Origin of the sequence: Acidiferrobacter sp. SPIII_3 (assembly GCF_003184265.1) — a bacterium.
Taxonomy (GTDB): domain Bacteria; phylum Pseudomonadota; class Gammaproteobacteria; order Acidiferrobacterales; family Acidiferrobacteraceae; genus Acidiferrobacter.
On record NZ_CP027663.1, the window covers coordinates 1,699,433 to 1,717,196 of the forward strand.

Sequence of the window (17,764 nt, forward strand, 5' to 3'; positions counted from 1 at the left end):
GGGTATTTGCAACGCTTTGAGAAGGAAACGGGCCTCGTCGTCCCGCTCGACCGCTTGAATGTCGATACCGACGCGATCATCCCCAAGCAATTCCTGAAGGCCGTGGCACGCACCGGTTTTGGGGCCAACCTGTTCGATAACTGGCGTTATCTCGACCACGGCGAGCCGGGCCAGGAGACACCGCGCACGCCCAATCCGGATTTCGTCTTGAATAAGCCTCGCTACCAGGGCGCATCCATACTGCTTGCACGCGGCAACTTCGGTTGCGGATCGTCGCGCGAGCATGCCCCATGGGCCCTGCTTGAATATGGCATCCGCGCCATCGTGGCGCCAAGCTTTGCGGACATCTTTTACAACAACAGCCTGAAAAACGGCCTGCTGCCGGTGGTGTTGCCGGAGACGGTGATCGATCGGCTGTTCGAAGCGGTGGAGGCGACCGTCGGGTATTCGTTGACGATCGACCTGCGCCGCCAGCAGGTGTTCGCGGGAGATGAGGAAATCGGCGCCTTTGCGATCGACGCCTTCCGCAAGGAATGCCTGCTTGAGGGGCTCGATGATATCGGCTGGACGCTCGCCCACGAGGCCGAGATCCGCGACTATGAGACGCGCCGACGAAACGAGGCGCCGTGGTTGTTCGCGCCGGTGGGGGGGCATTCATGAAAAAGTTGGCGGTATTGCCGGGCGACGGTATCGGGCCGGAAGTGGCGGCGGAGGCGGTGCGTGTGCTGGAATGCCTGCGCGACGAGAGCGGTCTGGCCGTGGAGATCGAATACGGCCTGGTCGGGGGTGCGGCCTACGACGTTCACGGCCAGCCGTTGCCCGAAGAGACACTGAAGCTCGCGTGCGAGGCCGATGCGATTTTGCTCGGGGCGGTCGGCGGACGCCAATGGGAGGCCCTGCCGATCGCCCTTAGGCCCGAGAAGGCCCTGCTCGGCCTGCGCGCGGCGCTGGGCGTTTTTGCCAACCTGCGGCCCGCGATCCTGTATCCGCAGCTCGCGGGTGCCTCGACGCTGCGTCCCGAGGTGGTCGCCGGGCTCGATCTCATGATCGTGCGTGAACTCACGGGCGGCATCTATTTCGGGGAACCGCGCGGCATACGCACGCTGGATACCGGCGAACGCCAGGGCTTCAACACGCTGGTCTATTCCGAATCGGAGATCGAGCGGGTGGCGGTGCGTGCCTTCGAGATCGCCCGCACCCGCGCGCACCGGGTGTGCTCGGTGGACAAGGCCAATGTCCTCGAGGCCACCGAGCTATGGCGCGAGGTGGTGATGCGTGTCGCCTGCCGTTATCCGGACGTGACAGTCAGCCATATGTACGTCGATAACGCCGCCATGCAGCTGGTGCGGGCCCCCAAGCAGTTCGATGTGCTGGTCACGACCAATATGTTCGGCGACATCCTGTCGGACGCGGCGGCCATGCTCACCGGCTCGATCGGCATGCTGCCTTCGGCGTCGTTGAACGAGACCGACCGCGGGCTCTACGAGCCCATCCATGGCTCGGCGCCGGACATCGCCGGCAAGGGCATCGCCAATCCGTTGGCTACCATCCTGTCGGTGGCGATGATGCTGCGCTACAGCCTTCACGAGCCGTCATTGGCCGCGCGCGTCGAGGCGGCGGTATCGACGGTGCTCGATAGCGGCCTGCGCACAGCCGACATCCGCGAGGACGGACCGGCGGCCGTCTCTACCCGGGCCATGGGAGACGCCGTGGTTGCGGCGTTACGGTCCGCGCTCTCTTGATCTTCCGTGAAGGGGCCTTGAGGCCCGGAGTGTTATAAGGTATGACGCAAACTTTCGATGTCGCGGTGGTGGGGGCGACCGGCGCGGTCGGCGAGGTCATGTTGGCGATGCTCGCGGAACGTAAGTTTCCGGTACGCCATCTTTATGCACTGGCCTCGCAACGTTCGGCGGGGGCCAAGGTGCGGTCGGGCGATAACGAGCTTACGGTGCTCGACCTCGCGACCTTCGATTTCAGCAAGGTGCAGATCGGCCTGTTTTCGGCCGGCGGTGAGATCTCCGCGATCTATGCCCCGAAGGCGGCGGCCGCCGGCTGCGTTGTCATCGACAACACCGCCCATTTCCGCTACGAGGACGATATTCCGCTGGTGGTGCCCGAGGTGAACCCGCAGGATATCGCGCGATACAAGGTGCGCGGGATCATCGCCAATCCCAATTGCTCGACGATCCAGATGGTGGTGGCCTTGAAGCCGCTCCATGACGCGGTCGGCATCGAGCGCATCAACGTCTGCACCTATCAATCGGTATCAGGCACCGGGAAGGAGGCCCTGGAAGAGCTGTCAGCGCAGTCGCGCGCGATGCTCGCAGGCCAGCCCGTGACCAGTAAGGTCTATCCCAAACCTATCGCCTTCAATGTATTGCCCCATATTGATGTCTTTCTTGAGAATGGCTATACCAAGGAAGAGATGAAGATGGTGTGGGAGACGAACAAAATCATGGGCGACCCCTCGATTCGCGTGAATCCCACGACCGCGCGGGTGCCGGTGCTGTACGGCCACTCCGAGGCCCTGCACATCGAGACCCGCGAGAAACTGACGGCCGCCGCGGCCCGCGCGCTGCTCGAAAAGGCCCCCGGGGTCGTGGTCCTGGACGAGCGCCGGCCAGGCGGCTATCCGACCGCGGTAACCGAATCCGCGGGACGCGATCCGGTGTTCGTGGGTCGCATCCGCGAGGACTTGTCGCACCCACGCGGGCTCGATCTGTGGGTGGTGTCGGACAATCTGCGCAAGGGCGCGGCCTTGAACAGCATTCAGATCGCCGAGCGTTTGGTGGCGACGTTTTTATAGTCTATAGTCCGAAGAACCATTTCGAGGTCTTTCTCAAGAAGACCCTCGAAATCCATGAAATCTCGGGGGGCGAAATGGGCCCCCAGGAGCAGGCGTAATGGCGAAGAATCGCAAACACCGGTCGAGAATGGCCCCCGTCCTCTGGGCGACCGCGCTATTCTATGCGCCGCTTGCGCAGGCCCTGGGCCTGGGGCCGCTTATGGTCACCTCGAACCTGGGACAACCGCTGCGCGCCGAGATCCCGCTTTTGTCGCTACACCGCAGTGCGCGCCACTCCGTGCACGTGGCGATCGCATCCGGCGCCGACTTTGCGGCCGCAGGCCTCCGGAAGTCGCGGGCCTTGCGCGCTATCCACTGCAGCGTCCGGCGCGCTGGCGGCGGCTATGAGATCGTGTTGCATAGCCGCCAGCCGATCGATGAACCGTTCCTGCATTTTCTGCTGCATGTGCGTTGGTCGGGCGGCTCCCTGTTGCACATGTATACCGCACTCCTGAATCCGACAAGCGGGATCACGATGCTGCCGCAGGGCGGATCGATACCGCGGGTCCGGCCGATCGCCACGGAGGCCGCCGCCTCGGCGCCGGTCCGGCCGCAGCGATCACGACACCCGGCCACCACCGTCATCCGTCCCGGGGAGACGCTATGGGCGGTGGCGACCCGCACAGCACCTCATGCCGGGACCATGCCGCAGGCGTTGGAGGCCTTTCTCCGCACCAACCCGAGGGCATTCTTTCAACGGAATGTGAACGACTTGCGTGCGGGGTCGGTGCTGAAAATCCCGACGGCCCAGGAGATCCGCGCGATCAGCGCGCACCATGCCACGATCTGGCTCGCGTCCCAGGACCGGGCCTGGCGCCGTTACAAGACGCGACTTGCGCAAACCCCGGCGAGTGCCGCCGGGGCGAGTGCCGGCGTTGCCGGGACACTGACGCGGGCACGTCTTGTGCCCGCCATCCAGCGGCCTTTGCACATCGAGGCCGCACGGCTGACTACGGCCGCCGGAGCCGATAGCGGCGGCAAGGCGGGCGGCGCGACCTCGTTCGAGCGCCGCGTGCAACGCCTGCAAAAGGAGCTGCAGAAGACCCGGCGGCTCATGACCCTGGAGGATCAGGAGCTCGCCTTATTGCAGCGACAGGCCGCAGCGCGCGCCGCCCATTCACCGGTGGCCGCCACCGGCACGATCGCCAAGGCCATCCCGGCGGCCGCCACGCACGCTGCGCAACCGGCCGGGCATGCCCTGGCCGACGCCACCGCGGTCAAGCCTCATCCGATCCCACCCGTACACCGGATCACCGCGCCGGTCAGGCCGCTGCCGCCGCCGGCGCCCGCGCCGTCGTTTCTGTCGACCCTGCTTTCCTCGGAACGCACCCCGATCCTGGGGGCCTTGCTGGTGATCGTCCTGGGCGGCGGACTGCTGGTGATTCGCAGGCGACGCCAGAGCATGGCGGAATTTGAAGAAAGCATCCTGTCGGGGGGCGGACTGAGTTCGGAAGGGCAGATGCCCGATACGGCGGGATTGCCAAAGACCCCGGATGTATCGTTTTTGAGTGAGTTCAGCCAAGGCGCCGCCGGCGGCGCCTTGCATGCCGACGAGGTCGATCCCTTGGCGGAGGCCGATGTCTACCTCGCCTATGGACGCGACGAACAGGCCGAGGAGATCCTGCGGGAGGCCACGACCAAGGAGCCGGCACGCCTGGAGCTGAAGCTGAAGCTGCTCGAGATCTATCTCCAGCGCCACGACAAGAAGGCCTTCGAGATCGTCGCCGAGGAGATCTATGCGGCCTCCGAGGGCCGTGGGCCGGCGTGGCAAAAGGTTGAGGAGCTGGGCCGTAAGCTTGATCCGGCTAACCCGCTTTTTAAGGGCAACGCGCGGGTCCCGCAACCGGATGTGGGACCGGTGGCAGGCGACGATGAGCCGATATCCAGTACGGGGATCTCCGATCGCATCGATTTCGCCGCCGTAGCCCGCGAACTCGCGGAGGTATCCGCGCCACGGCCGGCCAGCCTCGATGACGGGGAGGGATCCCTGGACTGGTCCACGGGTGATGAGGCCCTGAACACAAAATCTCCCGGGTCTTCGCAGGCCGAACCCACTATCGCTGACCAGAAGGAGCCTGAATCGGGACTTGATGATGACGGCGTCTTGGACTTTTCGCTCGATCTGGGGCGCCCATCGGAGCTCGTGGAAGATACTGAGGGGCGCCTCCCGGACGCCTCGTCGGCCGAAGATGCCCAGGCCGAGTCCGTCGACTTTCAATGGGATCATTCCCTCGAGCCTGCGACCAAGACGGATGCAGGCGCCGCTGATGAGTTCGCGATCCGATTCGACGAAGACGAGACCCAGGACCTGACGGCCCGCGATCTGGAGCTGGGAAATTCAGCACCCGACCAGCGAGCCACCGATGCGCTTCTTGCCGGTGAACTGCCTTTTGAATCCGCGCAGGGCGGGGCGGAGGAGGGCGAGCTGGTGCTCGAGGCCGACGCACACACGGACGGCCAGGCCATTGATACCAAGCTTGATCTGGCGCGCGTCTACATCGATATGGGCGACAAGGACGGTGCGCGCGGGATACTCGAAGAGGTGTGCGCGGAAGGCAGCCCCGCACAGCGCGCGCTCGCGGAACAACTGATGGGGACGTTCGCTTAGCCGCCCCCCGGAGCGCGGGTGCGTCGTTCGAGGGTCAGAAAGCGGAAGGCATGGGAGTGGCGGTCATCCGCGCGATGCGCCTCATCGGCAAGCGTCTCCCAATCGGCGCGGTCATACCGGGGAAAGAAGGCGTCGCCCGTCACATCGGCGTCGATCTCCGTCAGATAGAGGCGGTCGGCGCGGGCCAGGGTTTGCGCGTAGAGACTCGCCCCACCAATGATGAACACTTCCGTGGAGCGTGCCCGCCCCAAGGCGTCGTCCAGGGAACCGACGACCTCCGCGTCCTCTCTTGCTGCCTCGTACCTCCTATCCCGCGATACAACGATGCTGTGCCGGCCCGGCAGGGTGCCCGGTAGTGATTCATGGGTCTTGCGGCCCATGATGACGGTCTTGCCAAGCGTAAGCGCCCGGAACCGGCGCAGGTCGTCCGGCAGGTGCCAGGGGAGGCCATTGTCGCGACCGATGGTGCCATTGCGCGCCACCGCGACGAGAAGTGCTAGCCTCATACCGCGACCGGGGCCTTGATGGCCGGGTGGGGGTCGTAGCCGCGGATCTCGATATCCTCGAAGCGAAACGCAAACAGATCGGCGACATCGGGGTTCAGCACAAGCCGCGGCAACGGGCGCGGTACGCGCGCGAGCTGCTCACGTGCCTGGTCGACATGGTTACGATAGAGATGCGCATCGCCCAGCGTGTGAATGAAATCGCCGACGCGAAGGCCGGTGACATGCGCCACCATGTGCGTAAGAAGCGCGTAGGAGGCGATATTGAACGGCACGCCGAGAAAGACGTCGGCGCTGCGCTGGTAGAGCTGGCACGAAAGCCGGCCATCAGCGACATAGAACTGGAAGAGCGCGTGACACGGGGCAAGCCGCATGCGCGGCAGGGCCGCCACGTTCCATGCCGATACGACGAGCCGGCGGGAGTCGGGATCGCGCCGGATCGTCTCGACGACATCACGAATCTGGTCGATGGCCTGACCATCCGCGGCCGGCCACGAGCGCCACTGGGCGCCATAGATGGGCCCCAGGTCGCCACCGGCGTCCGCCCATTCATCCCAGATGTGGACTCCCTGCTCGTGCAAGTAATGGATGTTGGTGTCCCCCTTGAGGAACCACAGCAGCTCGTGGATGATGGAACGTAGATGCAGACGCTTGGTCGTGACGAGCGGGAAGCCCTCGTCGAGCGCAAAGCGCATCTGGTACCCGAATACGCTCAAAGTCCCGGTCCCGGTGCGGTCACCTTTGGCGACCCCGTGGTCGAGAATATGACGCATAAGCTCCAGGTAGGCTCGCATGAGGGCAAGTGTAACATGAGGGGGGGAGGAGACCGCTGCCTTGATCTATGTCCGTGAAAGCCCGCAGCATGGGCGCGGTGTATTCGCCGGCGAATGTATTGCGGCAGGTACTACGCTGATCCGGTTTGGCGGGCCGCTCCTGATGCGCGCGCAGGTCGATTTTGGGGACTATCACCTGCAGGTGGGAGACGATCTCTATCTGGGCCCCTCCGGCGCGGCCGACGATTTCGTGAACCATTCGTGCGCGCCGAACGCGGGCTTCGCTGACGGCTTGGCGCTCAAGGCCTTGCGCGATATCGCCGCCCACGAGGAGATCACATGGGACTATTCCTGCGCCATAGACGAGGCGGATTTTCCGGGATTTCCATGCGCCTGCGGGGCCGTATCGTGCCGCGGTCTGGTGCGCTCTTTTCGCCATCTCGAGCCCACGGTCCGCGAGCGGTTGCGCCCCTGGGCGCTGCCTTATCTGCGTGATCGCTACCGCGCATAGGCGCGTGAAAGCCGTTCATCCGGTCTCCCTGGGCCGAATCCGGGGGATTTCCCGACGCCCGGTGCCCTCGAAAAAAATCTCTTGCATCCTGCGGCCTCTACATTGGATATAATGAGGGGCTGGAGCGTGTGCTCCGTTAAACCCCCCAATGTACCGGAGATCATAATGAAGAAATTGATCCTTGCATCGGCCGTCCTTTTCGCGCTAGCCGGCTGCCATAAGGCCGCCAACACCAGCACGTCATCGACGACCGCCAAACCCGCCAGCTCGTCCTCCAGCACTGGCGGGGCCACGACCACGAGCCCGAGCACCAGCTCATCGAAGACCAGCGGATCGGCGGCACCAGCGGCCACCACTTCTTCGTCCAGCGGCATGTCGTCGATGAAGGGGATGTCGTCTTCGACCACGAAGAAGAAGAGCGCCTCCAGCCAGTAGTCTGATCGACGCGCGCCGGGAAGGTCCTTTTAAAGGTCCGGCGCGCGGCACCTCCAGGCCCCGCACTCCGGCTTCATGACGAAGACCGGAGCGTGGCGGCCGCGAGCGTGTTGGCGAGCAGCGTGGCGACCGTCATCGGTCCTACCCCACCAGGCACCGGCGTGATCCACGCTGCTCGTTTTTCTGCCTCCTTGAAATCGATGTCGCCCACCAGATGTCCGCTCGCCAGGCGGTTCATGCCGATATCGATCACGATCGCGCCTTCCTTGATCCAATCCCCAGGTATGAGATGCGGCTTGCCAGCCGCGGCGACCAGGATGTCGGCCGCCTCGACATGTCCACGCAGGCCGTTGGTGAACCGATGGCAGGTCGTTACCGTGCACCCGGCAAGCAAGAGCTCAAGACCCATCGGCCGCCCTACGTGGTTTGAGGCCCCGACGACGACCCCATGAAGCCCACGGAGCGGGACGCCCGTATGGTTGAGGAGCGTCATCACCCCGGCCGGCGTGCACGGCCGCAAGGCCGGGCGACGCACTGCGAGGCGGCCCATGTTGTAAGGGTGGAACCCGTCGACGTCCTTGGTCGGCAGAATGCGCTCTATGAAAGGCTCCGGCCGCAAAGGGGCGGGCAGCGGCAGCTGCAACAAGATCCCGTCGATAGCCTCGTCCTCGTTCAGCTGCGTGATGAGCGCGAGGAGTTCGGCCTCGGTCGGGGCGGTCTTCAGGATATGCGGGACGGATCCGATACCGACGCGCTTGCAGGCCTCGGTCTTGTTGCGGACATAGATAGCGGAGGCCGGGTCGTCACCGATCAGGATGACCGCCAAGTTTGGGCGCCGCAAGCCATGGCGCTCGCGCCCATCGATCCGCTCCTTGATATCGGCGAGGACAGACGCAGCGATTTGTTTGCCGTCGATGAGGCGCGCGGTCATAGAGGTCATCCGGAAGAAAGCCCTATCATCCCATGAGCCACGGACCTGGCCAAGCCATGATCGCGCGCGCCACGACATGCGCCCAAATCGTCACGCGATCATTGACGAAGTCGGCCGCTTTGCGTATATTTTTGCCCCTTCGCCGGATCGGGCGAAGGCATGCTCGGGGTATAGCGCAGCCTGGTAGCGCACCTGCTTTGGGAGCAGGGTGTCGGGGGTTCGAATCCCTCTACCCCGACCAACAGGAACGAGGCGCCCGTAGCTCAATGGATAGAGCAACGGCCTTCTAAGCCGTTGGTTGCAGGTTCGATTCCTGCCGGGCGTGCCACGCTGTCGTCCCGATAGTTATGGTGAGCGTAGCTCAGCTGGTTAGAGTCCCGGATTGTGATTCCGGTTGTCGTGGGTTCGAATCCCATCGCTCACCCCAATTTCCCCCAATAAAAACACGCGCTTACGCTGGCATCCGCTACCCCTCTACCGGCCACGACCCCGCATATGCCATAATCTTGCCATAACGCGTATGGCAAATGGGGGGTTATGGCAACGTTCCGCAAGCGTCCGGGGCCGGGCGGCCGTACCGCCTGGCAGGCGCAGATCATCCGCAGGGGTCATGAGCGCCAGTACAAGACCTTTGACACCAAGGCCGAGGCCGAGGCGTGGGCGCGCCAAATTGAGGGAGGGATGGACCGCGGGGTGTTCGTTTCCCGCGCGGAAGCCGAGAGCACGACCTTGAGCGAGGCTCTGGAGCGCTACGAGCGGGAGGTTATGCCCCGCAAGAAGCCGACCACAGCGAACCGTGAACGCGACCGAGTCCGGTCTTGGTCGGCCTCGTCCCTGGCGCGACGGTCTCTGGCGAGCATTCGAGGCAAGGACGTTGCGGCCACCATGCGCGATATGGAGGGGCGCGGCCTTAGCCCCAACACCATCCGCCTGCACCTTGCCTTACTCTCTCACCTATTCAATACCGCCCGTACCGCGTGGGGCATGGAATCGCTCGCAAACCCCGTGGAGATGGTGAAGGGCCAGCGCCCCAAACTCCCGCAGGACCGTGATCGCCGTCTGCAGGGCGATGAGTACGCCCGCCTTCTGACGGCCGCCGCCAGCTACGGCGGCGAGATTGGTCCCATCATTACCTGGGCCATCGAGACCGCCATGCGCCGCGGGGAGATAGCGTCTATGCGCTGGGAGCACCTGGACCGCCCGGCGCGCGTCCTTCTGGTCCCTGAGACCAAGAACGGGACGCCCCGGCGTGTACCGCTCTCCACGTCCGCGCTGGCGGTCTTAGATGGGCTTCCTCAAGCAGCTGCGGGGCCGGTTTGGACTATGCAGGCCGCCTCAATCTCGCAAGCCCTCATGCGCGTCTGCAAAGCTGCCGGCATCACGGGCCTGACCTTCCACGACCTACGCCATGAGGCGGCCTCTCGGTTCTCTGAGAAGGGCTTTGGGGCCATGGAGGTTGCGGCCATTACCGGGCACAAGACCATGCAGATGGTGAAGCGGTATACTCACTTCAGGGCGGAGGATTTTGTGGGGAGGCTGGGCTAGCTACTATCTATGGATTGCAGCGAGGTCAAATTCAGCGGCCATGCCGTGCAACGCATGTTCGAGCGCGATATCCCAAAGGCCGCTATCATGGCGATTATCAACAATGGGGAGATTATTCAGCATTACCCGAGCGGCGTGAGTGTATTAATTTTGGGCTTCGCGGGAAATCGCCCGCTTCATGTAGTGGTCGCGCGATTACCGGAAGGCGGTACCTGTCTTGTGGTGACAACGTATGTGCCTGACCCCCAAATCTGGTCAGATGACTATCGATCACGGAGGACACCATGAAATGCGTACTTTGTAATAACGGTGATACGCACCCCGGCCATGTTCACGTCACGTTATCCCGCGCGGATACGGTAGTGGTTGTTAAGGACGTGCCAGCTGATGTCTGTGAGAACTGCGGGGAATACTATCTATCGGAAGCCGTTACAGAAAAAATCTTGGCGCAAGCCAGCACCGCCATGGAGCGGGGGGCCGAGATCGAGGTGTTCCGTTTCGCGGCCTAATGGTCATTGGCGTCAGCAATTCTCAATGTGAAGTGACGCCGCTTCAGAAACGTGGTGGCGGTTGATTTACGGGACTTGCGTAAGCCTCTGCCGGGCGTTGGGCACGAGCGGATAGAGCCATATTCGCTTAGGGCTTACCCCCTTTCTATTGCACATACATGGTCGCCCCCTGTTTGCCAAGCCCTCACGTTATGACGGTCAGTAAGGTAAAGATTGCTGTCATACATCCGGACTTTGTATGAGGGATACCCCTCTGTCCCTGATGGAATCCGCTGATCGAGGCCTGATCACAAGGGCGTGCTCAAGGCACGGTGTGCAAGACAGGTTTCCTCGATCACGGTCTGACCTTATTGCCATCACGTCGTGATTGCCTGTGCAATCGGTGGTGAGCCTCTTTCTATCAAAACCTCTCTTCTGGCAGTCGGCTCCTCACGCGGCCACGAGAGCCGGCGTGAAGCCTTCCTGGTAGTCTCGCCCATGGGCGAGCAGCGCCCACACGATACGAGCGTTTTTGTTCGCGAGCGCGACGGCCGCGACGTTCTTGTTGCGCCGGCCCATGAGCCGCTTGAGCCAGCTATCCGTATCCGTCTTGCGCTCCGAGGCGCGGATCACGGCGCGCGCCCCGTGGATTCGCGAGCGCGACGGCCGCGACGTTCTTGTTGCGCCGGCCCATGAGCCGCTTGAGCCAGCTATCCGTATCCGTCTTGCGCTCCGAGGCGCGGATCACGGCGCGCGCCCCGTGGATCACAAGCGTGCGCCGGCTCTCGTATGCGCGACGGGACGTCCAAGTCGCCCTGGGCCATGCGGCCCACAATGTCGCGCCCTCGATCTCGGCGCAGCTCATTATCTCTCCGCTCCGCTGCGAGATGCCGCCCTCACAAAGAGGGGGTTGGACGAAGCCGCTACGCGGAGGATACAGCCATTTACAATGGCGACTATCGGAATCCAAAATATAGCCTCGCCCCTCTCGCGAGGGGTCGTTCCCTGACGAACCACGAGGCTATCTCAAGATGGACGCATTGTCCGACGCACATTTCAAACGAAACTATCAGTTGCATCTGCAGCACCTGAAGCTCAAAGGTCTGCAACCCAGGACGATTAAGGCTTACTCCCACGCCATTCGTCGAATTGGGGCGCATTTTGATTACCAAATGGACGATCTGTCTGAACAACAACTGTTGGACTACTTCACCGACCTGGTGGCATCGCACTCCTGGAGTTCGGTCAAGCTCGATCTGTACGGTTTGAAGTTCTACTACGCGCATGTCCTACGCAAGCCCTGGGTGGCGCCCGGTCTGATCAAGCCTCCTCGGACTCAGCGTTTGCCGGACATCGTCACGATCAAGGAGGCCAGGCGAGCCCTGGCGGCGATGAAGCAGTGCCGCACGCAGGCCAGCCCCATGATGCAGCCAATGCCCGCAATGCGCGCATCAGAAACTGGTGCCGCATTCCTGCGGGCATCGCCACTGTCCGCACTGTCAGCACCATGAGAGTCAGCAATGGCTGGAGCGGCAACTGAAGAAGCAGGTCCCGGCCGAGTACTTTCTGCTGACCTTCACCCTGCCCGCCGAATTCAGGGGGCTGGCCTTTGCGCGCCAGGACGTCATCTACGACCTGCTGCTGCGCTGTGCCTGGGAGACGGTGCGCACTTTCAGCCAGAACGACAAACAGCTGCGGGGCACGCCCGGCGCCATCGCGGTGGTGCATACCCACACGCGGCGGCTGGACTATCACCCGCATGTTCATCTCGTCATGCCGGCGGCGGCGGTCGACGGTCAGTGCCGGCAATGGCGCACCAAGCGGCGACAAAAGGCCAAGGGCGGCTACCTGTTCAACCACAAGGCCTTGGCCCGGGTCTTCCGGGCGAAGATGCTCTCGGGCATCGCGGCCGCCGGATGGGCGCTGCCCGCTCGTTACCCGAAAGACTGGGTGGTGGATTGCCAGTCGGTCGGCAGCGGCGAGAAGGCGCTGGTCTACCTGGGGCGCTATCTCTACCGCGGCGTCATCGCCGAGAAGGATATTGTCGCGTGCGACAACGCTCAGGTGAGCTTCCGCTATCGCTGCGCCAAGACCGGCAAGAGGGAACGGCGCACCGTGCCCGGCGCGCAGTTTCTGTGGCTGGTGTTGCAGCATGTGCTGCCCAAGGGTTTCCGTCGGGCGCGCAACTTCGGCTTTCTGCATCCGAACTGCAAGCGGCTGATCGCCTTGTTGCAGGTGCTGTTGACGTTCGCTCCGGATCGGTTGCTGGCCTGGATCAAGGAGCGGGCGCCGATCCTGTGCCGTTGCTGCGGCGCGGTGATGGTGATCGTGAAGAGGCGGATTCGGTCGGGTGGCGAAGGGGGCATGCCGCTGCCGATTGCCGCTCAGGAGACTCCCTTGATCGTGTAAGCGCGCCGCCCCTCGCGATGTGTCGGGAGTCAGCGCGGCGGCGCTGAGGGACCGACTCGCCTCGATTCGGGCCACCATCGACCCATTCGGCCGGCCAATGCCCGGCCCGGGCCTCAGCGGCCGCAACGCCGGACTGGAAACGGACTCTCAAGCGCCTGTCGTGCCGGCGAAACTCCCAACCGGGCTACTTCCCCAATACCTATTTTCTGTGACGGCCGACCGGTGCCAGGACCGGGCTCGTCCAACAAACGGTTCAGATCGTGGCTGCGCACGATCTAACCTTATTCGTTGTCCACGGCCGTCCTGCGGGCGAGCCGTGCGCTTTTCCGGCGCGCAAGAGGCTCGCCCACAATAACTGGACGGCGTGTCGTTGTCCTTGCAGGTGGCCTGCGGCCACCCGCCCGGACCTACGCCCATTGCCGGCCGAATGGCTGGTCTCGCGGACTACGCGCCCTCGCTGCGCTCTCCCTGGCGCGTAGCGTTTGAAGAACAGATGGAGCGCCCCATGGATGATGCCTTCCTGGAAAGCCTCGCCATGTTTAACGGTCACCTATTTGCCGCCGGGTTAGCGCCAGCCGTCCCAAGTTGCCGAGGAGAAGCAGAATGACGCTCCAGATGAATACCGGTGCGGTGCGCCGATTTGCCAAGGCAATGAAGTTCGGTGCCTGGCTTCAGTCAATTCCTAATAAGGTGACGCCAGTCGCCTTTCGACTCGTTCAGATTGGCTCGGCTTACTGGCAATCGCGGGCGCTCTTCGTGGCGGTACGGCTGGACGTGGCCACTGTTTTGGGTGTGGGAAACCTGAGTACAGTGGAACTTGCTGGACGGGTTGGCGCTAATGGTGATGCTCTCGGGCGCCTGATGCGTTTGCTCGCGGCCATGGGCATCTTCGAGGAAACGGCCCCCATGGTCTTCAGCAACAACAAGTTGTCCCGCTGTCTTTGTAGCGACAACCCTCGGAGCATTCGGGCCATGATCCTGATGCACAATTCGGAGGCCATGAGCCGTCCCTGGTGCGAGCAATTGGAAGCTGGCATCCGTAGCGGCACGCCGCCATTTCAGCTCAGCCACGGGGAGGATCTGTTTGATTACTTAGACCATCACGCCGACTTCGACCAACTGTTTTCGGAGGCCATGGACAGCGTTGAAGCCTTGGCCGGCGACGGTTTTGCCACTGACCTGGATTGGGGCAGGTTTGATCGCATTATCGATGTTGGTGGCTCGCGTGGCACCAAGGCGCTGACGATCCTGAAACGCCATCCCAAGCTGTCGGCATTGATTGTGGACCGGCCCCAGGTCGTGGACGAAGCCACACGGTACTGGGCAAATCACCACACAGAGGGTGTCGAACGCCTTCACTTTCAGGCCGGGGACCTGCTCGAAGCGATTCCTGCAGCGGCGGGCCCGAAAGACATCTATCTGCTCTCGGCGGTGCTGCACGGCTTTGACGACAATACCTGCGTACGAGCAATACAGAAGCTCCGCGAAGCCATCGGCAACAGCGGCGCCCGCGCAGCAATACTGGAGATGGTCGTGCAGGAAACAGGCACCGACATCGCCAGCGCTTCCTTTGACATGCAGATGTTCGTCGGCTGTCGAGGGCGAGAGCGCACTACGACCGAATGGAAATCTGTCGTTCAAGCCAGCGGGATGGCTCTCGAAGAGGTTGTCCGCCTTCGGTCGCTCGGGAGCATATTGGTTTTGCGTTCGGGATGAAGACAACGACCGCTTTAGGCTTGAAGCCATCAATCTCGGCGTCCCGGCGCACAACCAGGGCGAGCGTCGGGGTCTGCACGCGGCCGACGGACACGACCCCTTGCCCGTTCGATTGCGGGGTGTAGGCCCGGGTCAGATTCATGGCTGGGACTCGACTTCGTCAAGTGCGCGCACAACGTTGTCTTGATCGGCGCCAATGCAGTGGGTAAGGCAACGCTTGCGTGCAACATCGCCCATCAGGCGCTCCTGGCTGGCCATACCGTGCTCTTTACGGCCGCCGGCCAGATGCTGGGCGAGCTTGCGACCCTGGGTAGCGATTCGGCCTTGCGCCTGCGTCTGCGCCATGACGGCACCTCCGACCGGCCATGCGGCCGGCGATGTAGCGTGTGCCAGCTCTCGATAGGCGCGACGGCGCTCAAGTCGCCTGAGTGCGGAGAAGTGATGAGGCGCCGTTGGCCGATCCCATTCCCGGACGCGCGCCTTGAGGTCGTGCCAGGGCTGCGCCCGCCGGAAGCTTAGGGCAAGCCCGAGGAACTGAGCGAAGGGGCGGTACACGCTCTGGCGGCGCCAAGGAAATGCACCTCTCTCTCACAACTGCGGCTCCCATTGACACCTTCCCCATTTGTGCACACAATCGACCAATTATATCGGTTAATTGAGGTCACATATGCAGGTCTCTATCCGTGAATTGAAGGCCCATTTGTCCCGTTACCTGGCCCAGGCACAGAAGGGTCAGCGGCTCGCCATTACCTCCCATCGCAAGGTGGTGGCGCACATCATTGGTGTTCCCGCTACCGAAAGCGCGGGTGTCGAGCGCCTCATCGCCAGCGGGTCAGCCCAGTGGATGGGAGGCAAGCCCGCAGGCGCCGCAGTTCGGCTATCCCCTATCGGACGCAGCGTGTCGGAGATGGTCCTGGACGGGCGTGAATGATTGTGTTCTGCGACACTTCGGCGTTGGTCAAACTCTACCTGTTGGAGGCGGAAAGCGACGCCGTCAAGGCGCTGGCGGTGAACTCAGAGGCAGTTGCTGCATGCCGCATCGCTTGGGCCGAAGCGCACGCCGCCCTCTCACGGCGAGCGCGGGAGGTTCCCGCAGATGCGCTGTCCATTGGATGGGCCAAGCAGGCGCTGGCTGCAGACTGGCCCCATTATCTGATTGTTGATGTGACTCAAGCCGTCGTCGCGCGGGCGGGAGATTTCGCGGACACCTTTGCTCTACGCGGATATGACAGCGTTCAACTCGCGGCGGCCTATGAAGCCAAGCAGGTTTCCGGACTGCCATTAACCTTCGCGTGTTTTGACTCGCGCCTCAACAAGGCGGCGCAAGTGCTCGGGATGGATGCGTCTTTTGCGGTGATTTGAGGACCGGCGTATCCCCACATGGCATGGTGACGTGACCCGGGTCACGCGGGGTGGCCGACGCCAGCCGGAGACCTTGAGACAGACGCCCAGGCTGGCACGATCCGGCCACCGGTGACGCCGGACAGGGACATCCGCGGGGCCGGAAGCCAAGGCTTGCGTGTAAACTTCCGGCATGTGTTCGGTGAATGCGGCATCGCTGTGTCCTCCATCGGGATAGGGGGCGGTCAAACTCGACCGCGCCCCTCCCACACCGCCCGGCATGCGGGTCCGCACCGGGCGGTTCGAGAAGTTGAGGTCATGAGAGTCTGGGCACGCCGAGCTTGTCGAAGTAGGCAATGGTCAGCACCCGTTTGATGTCGCCATTGCTGTTTCGCCACCAGCAGCGAGAGTTTCCCGCCACACGCTTTGCCACATGCCCGGCCGCGCCGAGGTTGGTCAGTTCCCTGTATATCGTGCTACCCCGCCTCCAGTGCTTGAGCTGAATCGCCCGCAATCGGTGACGCAGCCATTCATCCAGCGTTCGCCAGATCTTGTGTGTTTGCGCCAACCCAAAGTAGGGCTCTATCCGACTTTCCCCACGGTATCGGCTTGATAATCAGGTAGGCCTGATGGGTGTAGCGGCGTAAACGGGCCGGGGTGAATAGGCGTTCGTGGGGGTCTATGTCTGTTGGGGGCACAAATACCCGCGCCCCGATCGCCACCGCCCGGGGTGTCCGGCCCGAAATCGCCGATTACGACATGGACGCTACCCGAGATCGGGACCGGGGACCCTGGCCCGTCACGCACAATCGCGCTCAGGACCCTCGGCCTACCGAGGCGATGATCGTCGCAAGGCGCGCGTTCGTCAGGCGCCTTTGGAAGACGTGGACACGGCCGTCCTTGGCCCGGTAGATCAGGATCGGTGCAAAACGCATCCACGGGTTCCCTTCGACCGCCGTCAAGGCCTGAAAGTCCTGGCGCAAGATGCGCTGGGTCTGCGGTTGCGCGGGTACGGGCGTAATACCAGCGCCGGTCGCGCGCGCGAAACGTGCCTCGCCTTCGTCGAGCACCCGCATGGGTTGCCGCGACTGCAGAATAGCGGCCGCCTTGCCGGTGCTCGTGGGTGACAGGTAGGCGACAAGGATCTGGCGGATCGTCAGCTGATCGCGCCTGATGAGCGGCGCAAGCTGCTCGAAGAGCGCGTGGTTGGGGCGCGAATTGGGGTCGATGAAGTCGTAGAGCACCTTGGGCCCGTGACCGGCCGCGACCCAGTGGAGCCCACTTATGTGCTGATAGAGTAACGTCCCGCTTCGTTGCCAACTCGTGCCGCGCGCATACGCATTAGTGACGAGCAACGCGACCAACACAAGCCCTGCCCACGCCATTATTCGCGGGTTCCTGGGGCGGAGGTGGTGCGCCCGTGACTGCTGGCCTGACATCGATTCAATCCTCCGTACGAAAAGGCGGGTACGCAGCCTACGTTCCCTGCGGCGCGACGCGATCGCTGAGTGCCCGGATGGACACCGTTTCTTAAAAATAGGGACCATCGTTAATAGGGACCATCGTTCGGAAACGTCCCCGGCACCGCGTATCTACCGACGCCGCCGGCTCTATTATCGGCAGGTCCCATGGCGCGCCGCAAGCCGGCGATGTACGCCG

At 63.2% G+C, this 17,764-nt stretch carries 18 protein-coding genes, 3 tRNA genes and 5 pseudogenes; 17 read left to right on the forward strand and 9 right to left on the reverse strand.

Annotated elements, in window-relative coordinates; translation table 11 throughout:
- Positions 1–6: 6 nt before the first annotated feature.
- The 4 genes from leuD to C4901_RS08495 all read left to right on the forward strand — a co-directional run bounded on the left by leuD (position 7) and on the right by C4901_RS08495 (position 5,453).
- Positions 7–660, forward strand: coding sequence for a 3-isopropylmalate dehydratase small subunit (gene leuD / locus C4901_RS08480; RefSeq protein ID WP_110136961.1), 654 nt, complete (start codon positions 7–9; stop codon positions 658–660).
- A complete protein-coding gene (gene leuB, locus C4901_RS08485; protein WP_110136962.1) occupies positions 657–1,742 on the forward strand; it encodes a 3-isopropylmalate dehydrogenase in 1,086 nt (361 codons plus the stop codon). Before leuD ends, leuB begins: the two co-directional genes overlap by 4 nt.
- A gap of 41 nt (positions 1,743–1,783) precedes the next feature.
- Positions 1,784–2,806: an aspartate-semialdehyde dehydrogenase gene (locus tag C4901_RS08490; protein WP_110136963.1), complete on the forward strand. Its 1,023-nt coding sequence runs from the start codon at positions 1,784–1,786 to the stop codon at positions 2,804–2,806.
- A 97-nt stretch (positions 2,807–2,903) separates the two neighbouring features.
- Positions 2,904–5,453 (forward strand): FimV/HubP family polar landmark protein, encoded by a 2,550-nt coding sequence (locus C4901_RS08495; RefSeq protein ID WP_110136964.1) that lies wholly within the window; start codon positions 2,904–2,906, stop codon positions 5,451–5,453.
- Here the strand turns inward: C4901_RS08495 and C4901_RS08500 are convergent.
- Positions 5,450–5,959 (reverse strand): dihydrofolate reductase, encoded by a 510-nt coding sequence (locus C4901_RS08500; RefSeq protein WP_110136965.1) that lies wholly within the window; start codon positions 5,957–5,959, stop codon positions 5,450–5,452. The two genes, C4901_RS08495 and C4901_RS08500, sit on opposite strands and share 4 nt — an antisense overlap.
- Positions 5,956–6,750 (reverse strand): thymidylate synthase, encoded by a 795-nt coding sequence (locus C4901_RS08505; protein ID WP_110136966.1) that lies wholly within the window; start codon positions 6,748–6,750, stop codon positions 5,956–5,958. Before C4901_RS08505 ends, C4901_RS08500 begins: the two co-directional genes overlap by 4 nt.
- Before the next feature lie 40 nt (positions 6,751–6,790).
- Between C4901_RS08505 and C4901_RS08510 the strand changes: the two genes are divergently transcribed.
- On the forward strand, positions 6,791–7,240 hold the full coding sequence (locus C4901_RS08510; protein WP_110136967.1) for an SET domain-containing protein: 450 nt from the start codon (positions 6,791–6,793) through the stop codon (positions 7,238–7,240).
- Here the strand turns inward: C4901_RS08510 and C4901_RS08515 are convergent.
- Both C4901_RS08515 and folD read right to left on the reverse strand, forming a co-directional pair.
- Positions 7,228–7,647 carry a hypothetical protein gene (locus tag C4901_RS08515; protein WP_110136968.1) on the reverse strand — a complete coding sequence of 140 codons (420 nt, stop codon included), beginning with the start codon at positions 7,645–7,647 and terminating at the stop codon, positions 7,228–7,230. The genes C4901_RS08510 and C4901_RS08515 overlap by 13 nt on opposite strands.
- Before the next feature lie 101 nt (positions 7,648–7,748).
- The gene (gene folD / locus C4901_RS08520; protein WP_110136969.1) at positions 7,749–8,606 is read right to left on the reverse strand and encodes a bifunctional methylenetetrahydrofolate dehydrogenase/methenyltetrahydrofolate cyclohydrolase FolD; all 858 of its coding nucleotides are present in this window, start codon (positions 8,604–8,606) and stop codon (positions 7,749–7,751) included.
- Positions 8,607–8,770: 164 nt separating this feature from the next.
- On the opposite strand from folD, the gene C4901_RS08525 reads away from it, so the two are divergent.
- The 6 genes from C4901_RS08525 to C4901_RS08550 all read left to right on the forward strand — a co-directional run bounded on the left by C4901_RS08525 (position 8,771) and on the right by C4901_RS08550 (position 10,660).
- A tRNA-Pro gene (locus tag C4901_RS08525) sits at positions 8,771–8,847 on the forward strand.
- A gap of 11 nt (positions 8,848–8,858) precedes the next feature.
- Positions 8,859–8,934 (forward strand) — tRNA-Arg (locus tag C4901_RS08530).
- Between the two features lie 22 nt (positions 8,935–8,956).
- Positions 8,957–9,033, forward strand: a tRNA-His gene (locus C4901_RS08535).
- A 110-nt stretch (positions 9,034–9,143) separates the two neighbouring features.
- On the forward strand, positions 9,144–10,151 hold the full coding sequence (locus C4901_RS08540) for a site-specific integrase (RefSeq protein WP_110136970.1): 1,008 nt from the start codon (positions 9,144–9,146) through the stop codon (positions 10,149–10,151).
- Between the two features lie 87 nt (positions 10,152–10,238).
- Positions 10,239–10,439: a DUF4258 domain-containing protein gene (locus C4901_RS19320; protein WP_370445977.1), complete on the forward strand. Its 201-nt coding sequence runs from the start codon at positions 10,239–10,241 to the stop codon at positions 10,437–10,439.
- Positions 10,436–10,660, forward strand: a complete 225-nt coding sequence (locus tag C4901_RS08550; protein WP_110136972.1) for a type II toxin-antitoxin system MqsA family antitoxin — start codon at positions 10,436–10,438, stop codon at positions 10,658–10,660. The genes C4901_RS19320 and C4901_RS08550 overlap by 4 nt, the downstream gene beginning before the upstream one ends.
- A gap of 429 nt (positions 10,661–11,089) precedes the next feature.
- Here C4901_RS08550 and C4901_RS08555 read toward each other — a convergent pair.
- A pseudogene (locus C4901_RS08555) lies at positions 11,090–11,290 on the reverse strand (IS110 family transposase); the annotation flags it as partial.
- Positions 11,235–11,504, reverse strand: coding sequence for a hypothetical protein (locus C4901_RS08560; protein WP_110136973.1), 270 nt, complete (start codon positions 11,502–11,504; stop codon positions 11,235–11,237). The gene C4901_RS08560 and the pseudogene C4901_RS08555, both read right to left, overlap by 56 nt.
- Positions 11,505–11,670: 166 nt before the next feature.
- Here C4901_RS08560 and C4901_RS19325 point away from each other — a divergent pair.
- From C4901_RS19325 to C4901_RS08575, 3 genes and pseudogenes are all read left to right on the forward strand, one after another.
- Positions 11,671–12,030: pseudogene (locus C4901_RS19325) on the forward strand (site-specific integrase); the annotation flags it as partial.
- A pseudogene (locus tag C4901_RS08565) lies at positions 12,019–13,048 on the forward strand (transposase); the annotation flags it as partial. The pseudogenes C4901_RS19325 and C4901_RS08565, both read left to right, overlap by 12 nt.
- Positions 13,049–13,651: 603 nt before the next feature.
- Positions 13,652–14,764: a methyltransferase gene (locus C4901_RS08575; protein WP_110136975.1), complete on the forward strand. Its 1,113-nt coding sequence runs from the start codon at positions 13,652–13,654 to the stop codon at positions 14,762–14,764.
- Here C4901_RS08575 and C4901_RS19330 read toward each other — a convergent pair.
- On the reverse strand, positions 14,661–14,906 hold the full coding sequence (locus tag C4901_RS19330; RefSeq protein WP_110136976.1) for a DNA topoisomerase: 246 nt from the start codon (positions 14,904–14,906) through the stop codon (positions 14,661–14,663). The genes C4901_RS08575 and C4901_RS19330 overlap by 104 nt on opposite strands.
- A 62-nt stretch (positions 14,907–14,968) precedes the next feature.
- Here C4901_RS19330 and C4901_RS19335 point away from each other — a divergent pair.
- The 3 genes and pseudogenes from C4901_RS19335 to C4901_RS08595 form a co-directional block, all read left to right on the forward strand.
- A pseudogene (locus C4901_RS19335) lies at positions 14,969–15,109 on the forward strand (AAA family ATPase); the annotation flags it as partial.
- Between the two features lie 322 nt (positions 15,110–15,431).
- Positions 15,432–15,695, forward strand: coding sequence for a type II toxin-antitoxin system Phd/YefM family antitoxin (locus C4901_RS08590; RefSeq protein WP_110136978.1), 264 nt, complete (start codon positions 15,432–15,434; stop codon positions 15,693–15,695).
- Positions 15,692–16,126 carry a type II toxin-antitoxin system VapC family toxin gene (locus tag C4901_RS08595; protein WP_110136979.1) on the forward strand — a complete coding sequence of 145 codons (435 nt, stop codon included), beginning with the start codon at positions 15,692–15,694 and terminating at the stop codon, positions 16,124–16,126. Before C4901_RS08590 ends, C4901_RS08595 begins: the two co-directional genes overlap by 4 nt.
- A 295-nt stretch (positions 16,127–16,421) precedes the next feature.
- Here C4901_RS08595 and C4901_RS08600 read toward each other — a convergent pair.
- Both C4901_RS08600 and C4901_RS08605 read right to left on the reverse strand, forming a co-directional pair.
- A pseudogene (locus C4901_RS08600) lies at positions 16,422–16,682 on the reverse strand (group II intron maturase-specific domain-containing protein); the annotation flags it as partial.
- Positions 16,683–16,920: 238 nt separating this feature from the next.
- Positions 16,921–17,490 (reverse strand): hypothetical protein, encoded by a 570-nt coding sequence (locus tag C4901_RS08605; RefSeq protein ID WP_110136980.1) that lies wholly within the window; start codon positions 17,488–17,490, stop codon positions 16,921–16,923.
- Between the last annotated feature and the right edge of the window lie 274 nt (positions 17,491–17,764).

What these genes read in the sequence shown, in the direction of transcription:
- leuB (WP_110136962.1), top strand. Translation starts at nt 657, where the DNA reads ATGAAAAAGTTGGCGGTATTGCCGGGCGACGGTATCGGGCCGGAAGTG.
- folD (WP_110136969.1), bottom strand. Translation starts at nt 8,606, where the DNA reads ATGACCGCGCGCCTCATCGACGGCAAACAAATCGCTGCGTCTGTCCTC.
- C4901_RS08550 (WP_110136972.1), top strand. Translation starts at nt 10,436, where the DNA reads ATGAAATGCGTACTTTGTAATAACGGTGATACGCACCCCGGCCATGTT.
- C4901_RS08575 (WP_110136975.1), top strand. Translation starts at nt 13,652, where the DNA reads ATGACGCTCCAGATGAATACCGGTGCGGTGCGCCGATTTGCCAAGGCA.
- C4901_RS19330 (WP_110136976.1), bottom strand. Translation starts at nt 14,906, where the DNA reads ATGAATCTGACCCGGGCCTACACCCCGCAATCGAACGGGCAAGGGGTC.
- C4901_RS08595 (WP_110136979.1), top strand. Translation starts at nt 15,692, where the DNA reads ATGATTGTGTTCTGCGACACTTCGGCGTTGGTCAAACTCTACCTGTTG.
- C4901_RS08505 (WP_110136966.1), bottom strand. Translation starts at nt 6,750, where the DNA reads ATGCGAGCCTACCTGGAGCTTATGCGTCATATTCTCGACCACGGGGTC.
- C4901_RS08490 (WP_110136963.1), top strand. Translation starts at nt 1,784, where the DNA reads ATGACGCAAACTTTCGATGTCGCGGTGGTGGGGGCGACCGGCGCGGTC.
- C4901_RS08495 (WP_110136964.1), top strand. Translation starts at nt 2,904, where the DNA reads ATGGCGAAGAATCGCAAACACCGGTCGAGAATGGCCCCCGTCCTCTGG.
- C4901_RS08540 (WP_110136970.1), top strand. Translation starts at nt 9,144, where the DNA reads ATGGCAACGTTCCGCAAGCGTCCGGGGCCGGGCGGCCGTACCGCCTGG.
- C4901_RS08500 (WP_110136965.1), bottom strand. Translation starts at nt 5,959, where the DNA reads ATGAGGCTAGCACTTCTCGTCGCGGTGGCGCGCAATGGCACCATCGGT.
- C4901_RS19320 (WP_370445977.1), top strand. Translation starts at nt 10,239, where the DNA reads ATGGCGATTATCAACAATGGGGAGATTATTCAGCATTACCCGAGCGGC.
- C4901_RS08560 (WP_110136973.1), bottom strand. Translation starts at nt 11,504, where the DNA reads ATGAGCTGCGCCGAGATCGAGGGCGCGACATTGTGGGCCGCATGGCCC.
- C4901_RS08605 (WP_110136980.1), bottom strand. Translation starts at nt 17,490, where the DNA reads ATGGCGTGGGCAGGGCTTGTGTTGGTCGCGTTGCTCGTCACTAATGCG.
- C4901_RS08590 (WP_110136978.1), top strand. Translation starts at nt 15,432, where the DNA reads ATGCAGGTCTCTATCCGTGAATTGAAGGCCCATTTGTCCCGTTACCTG.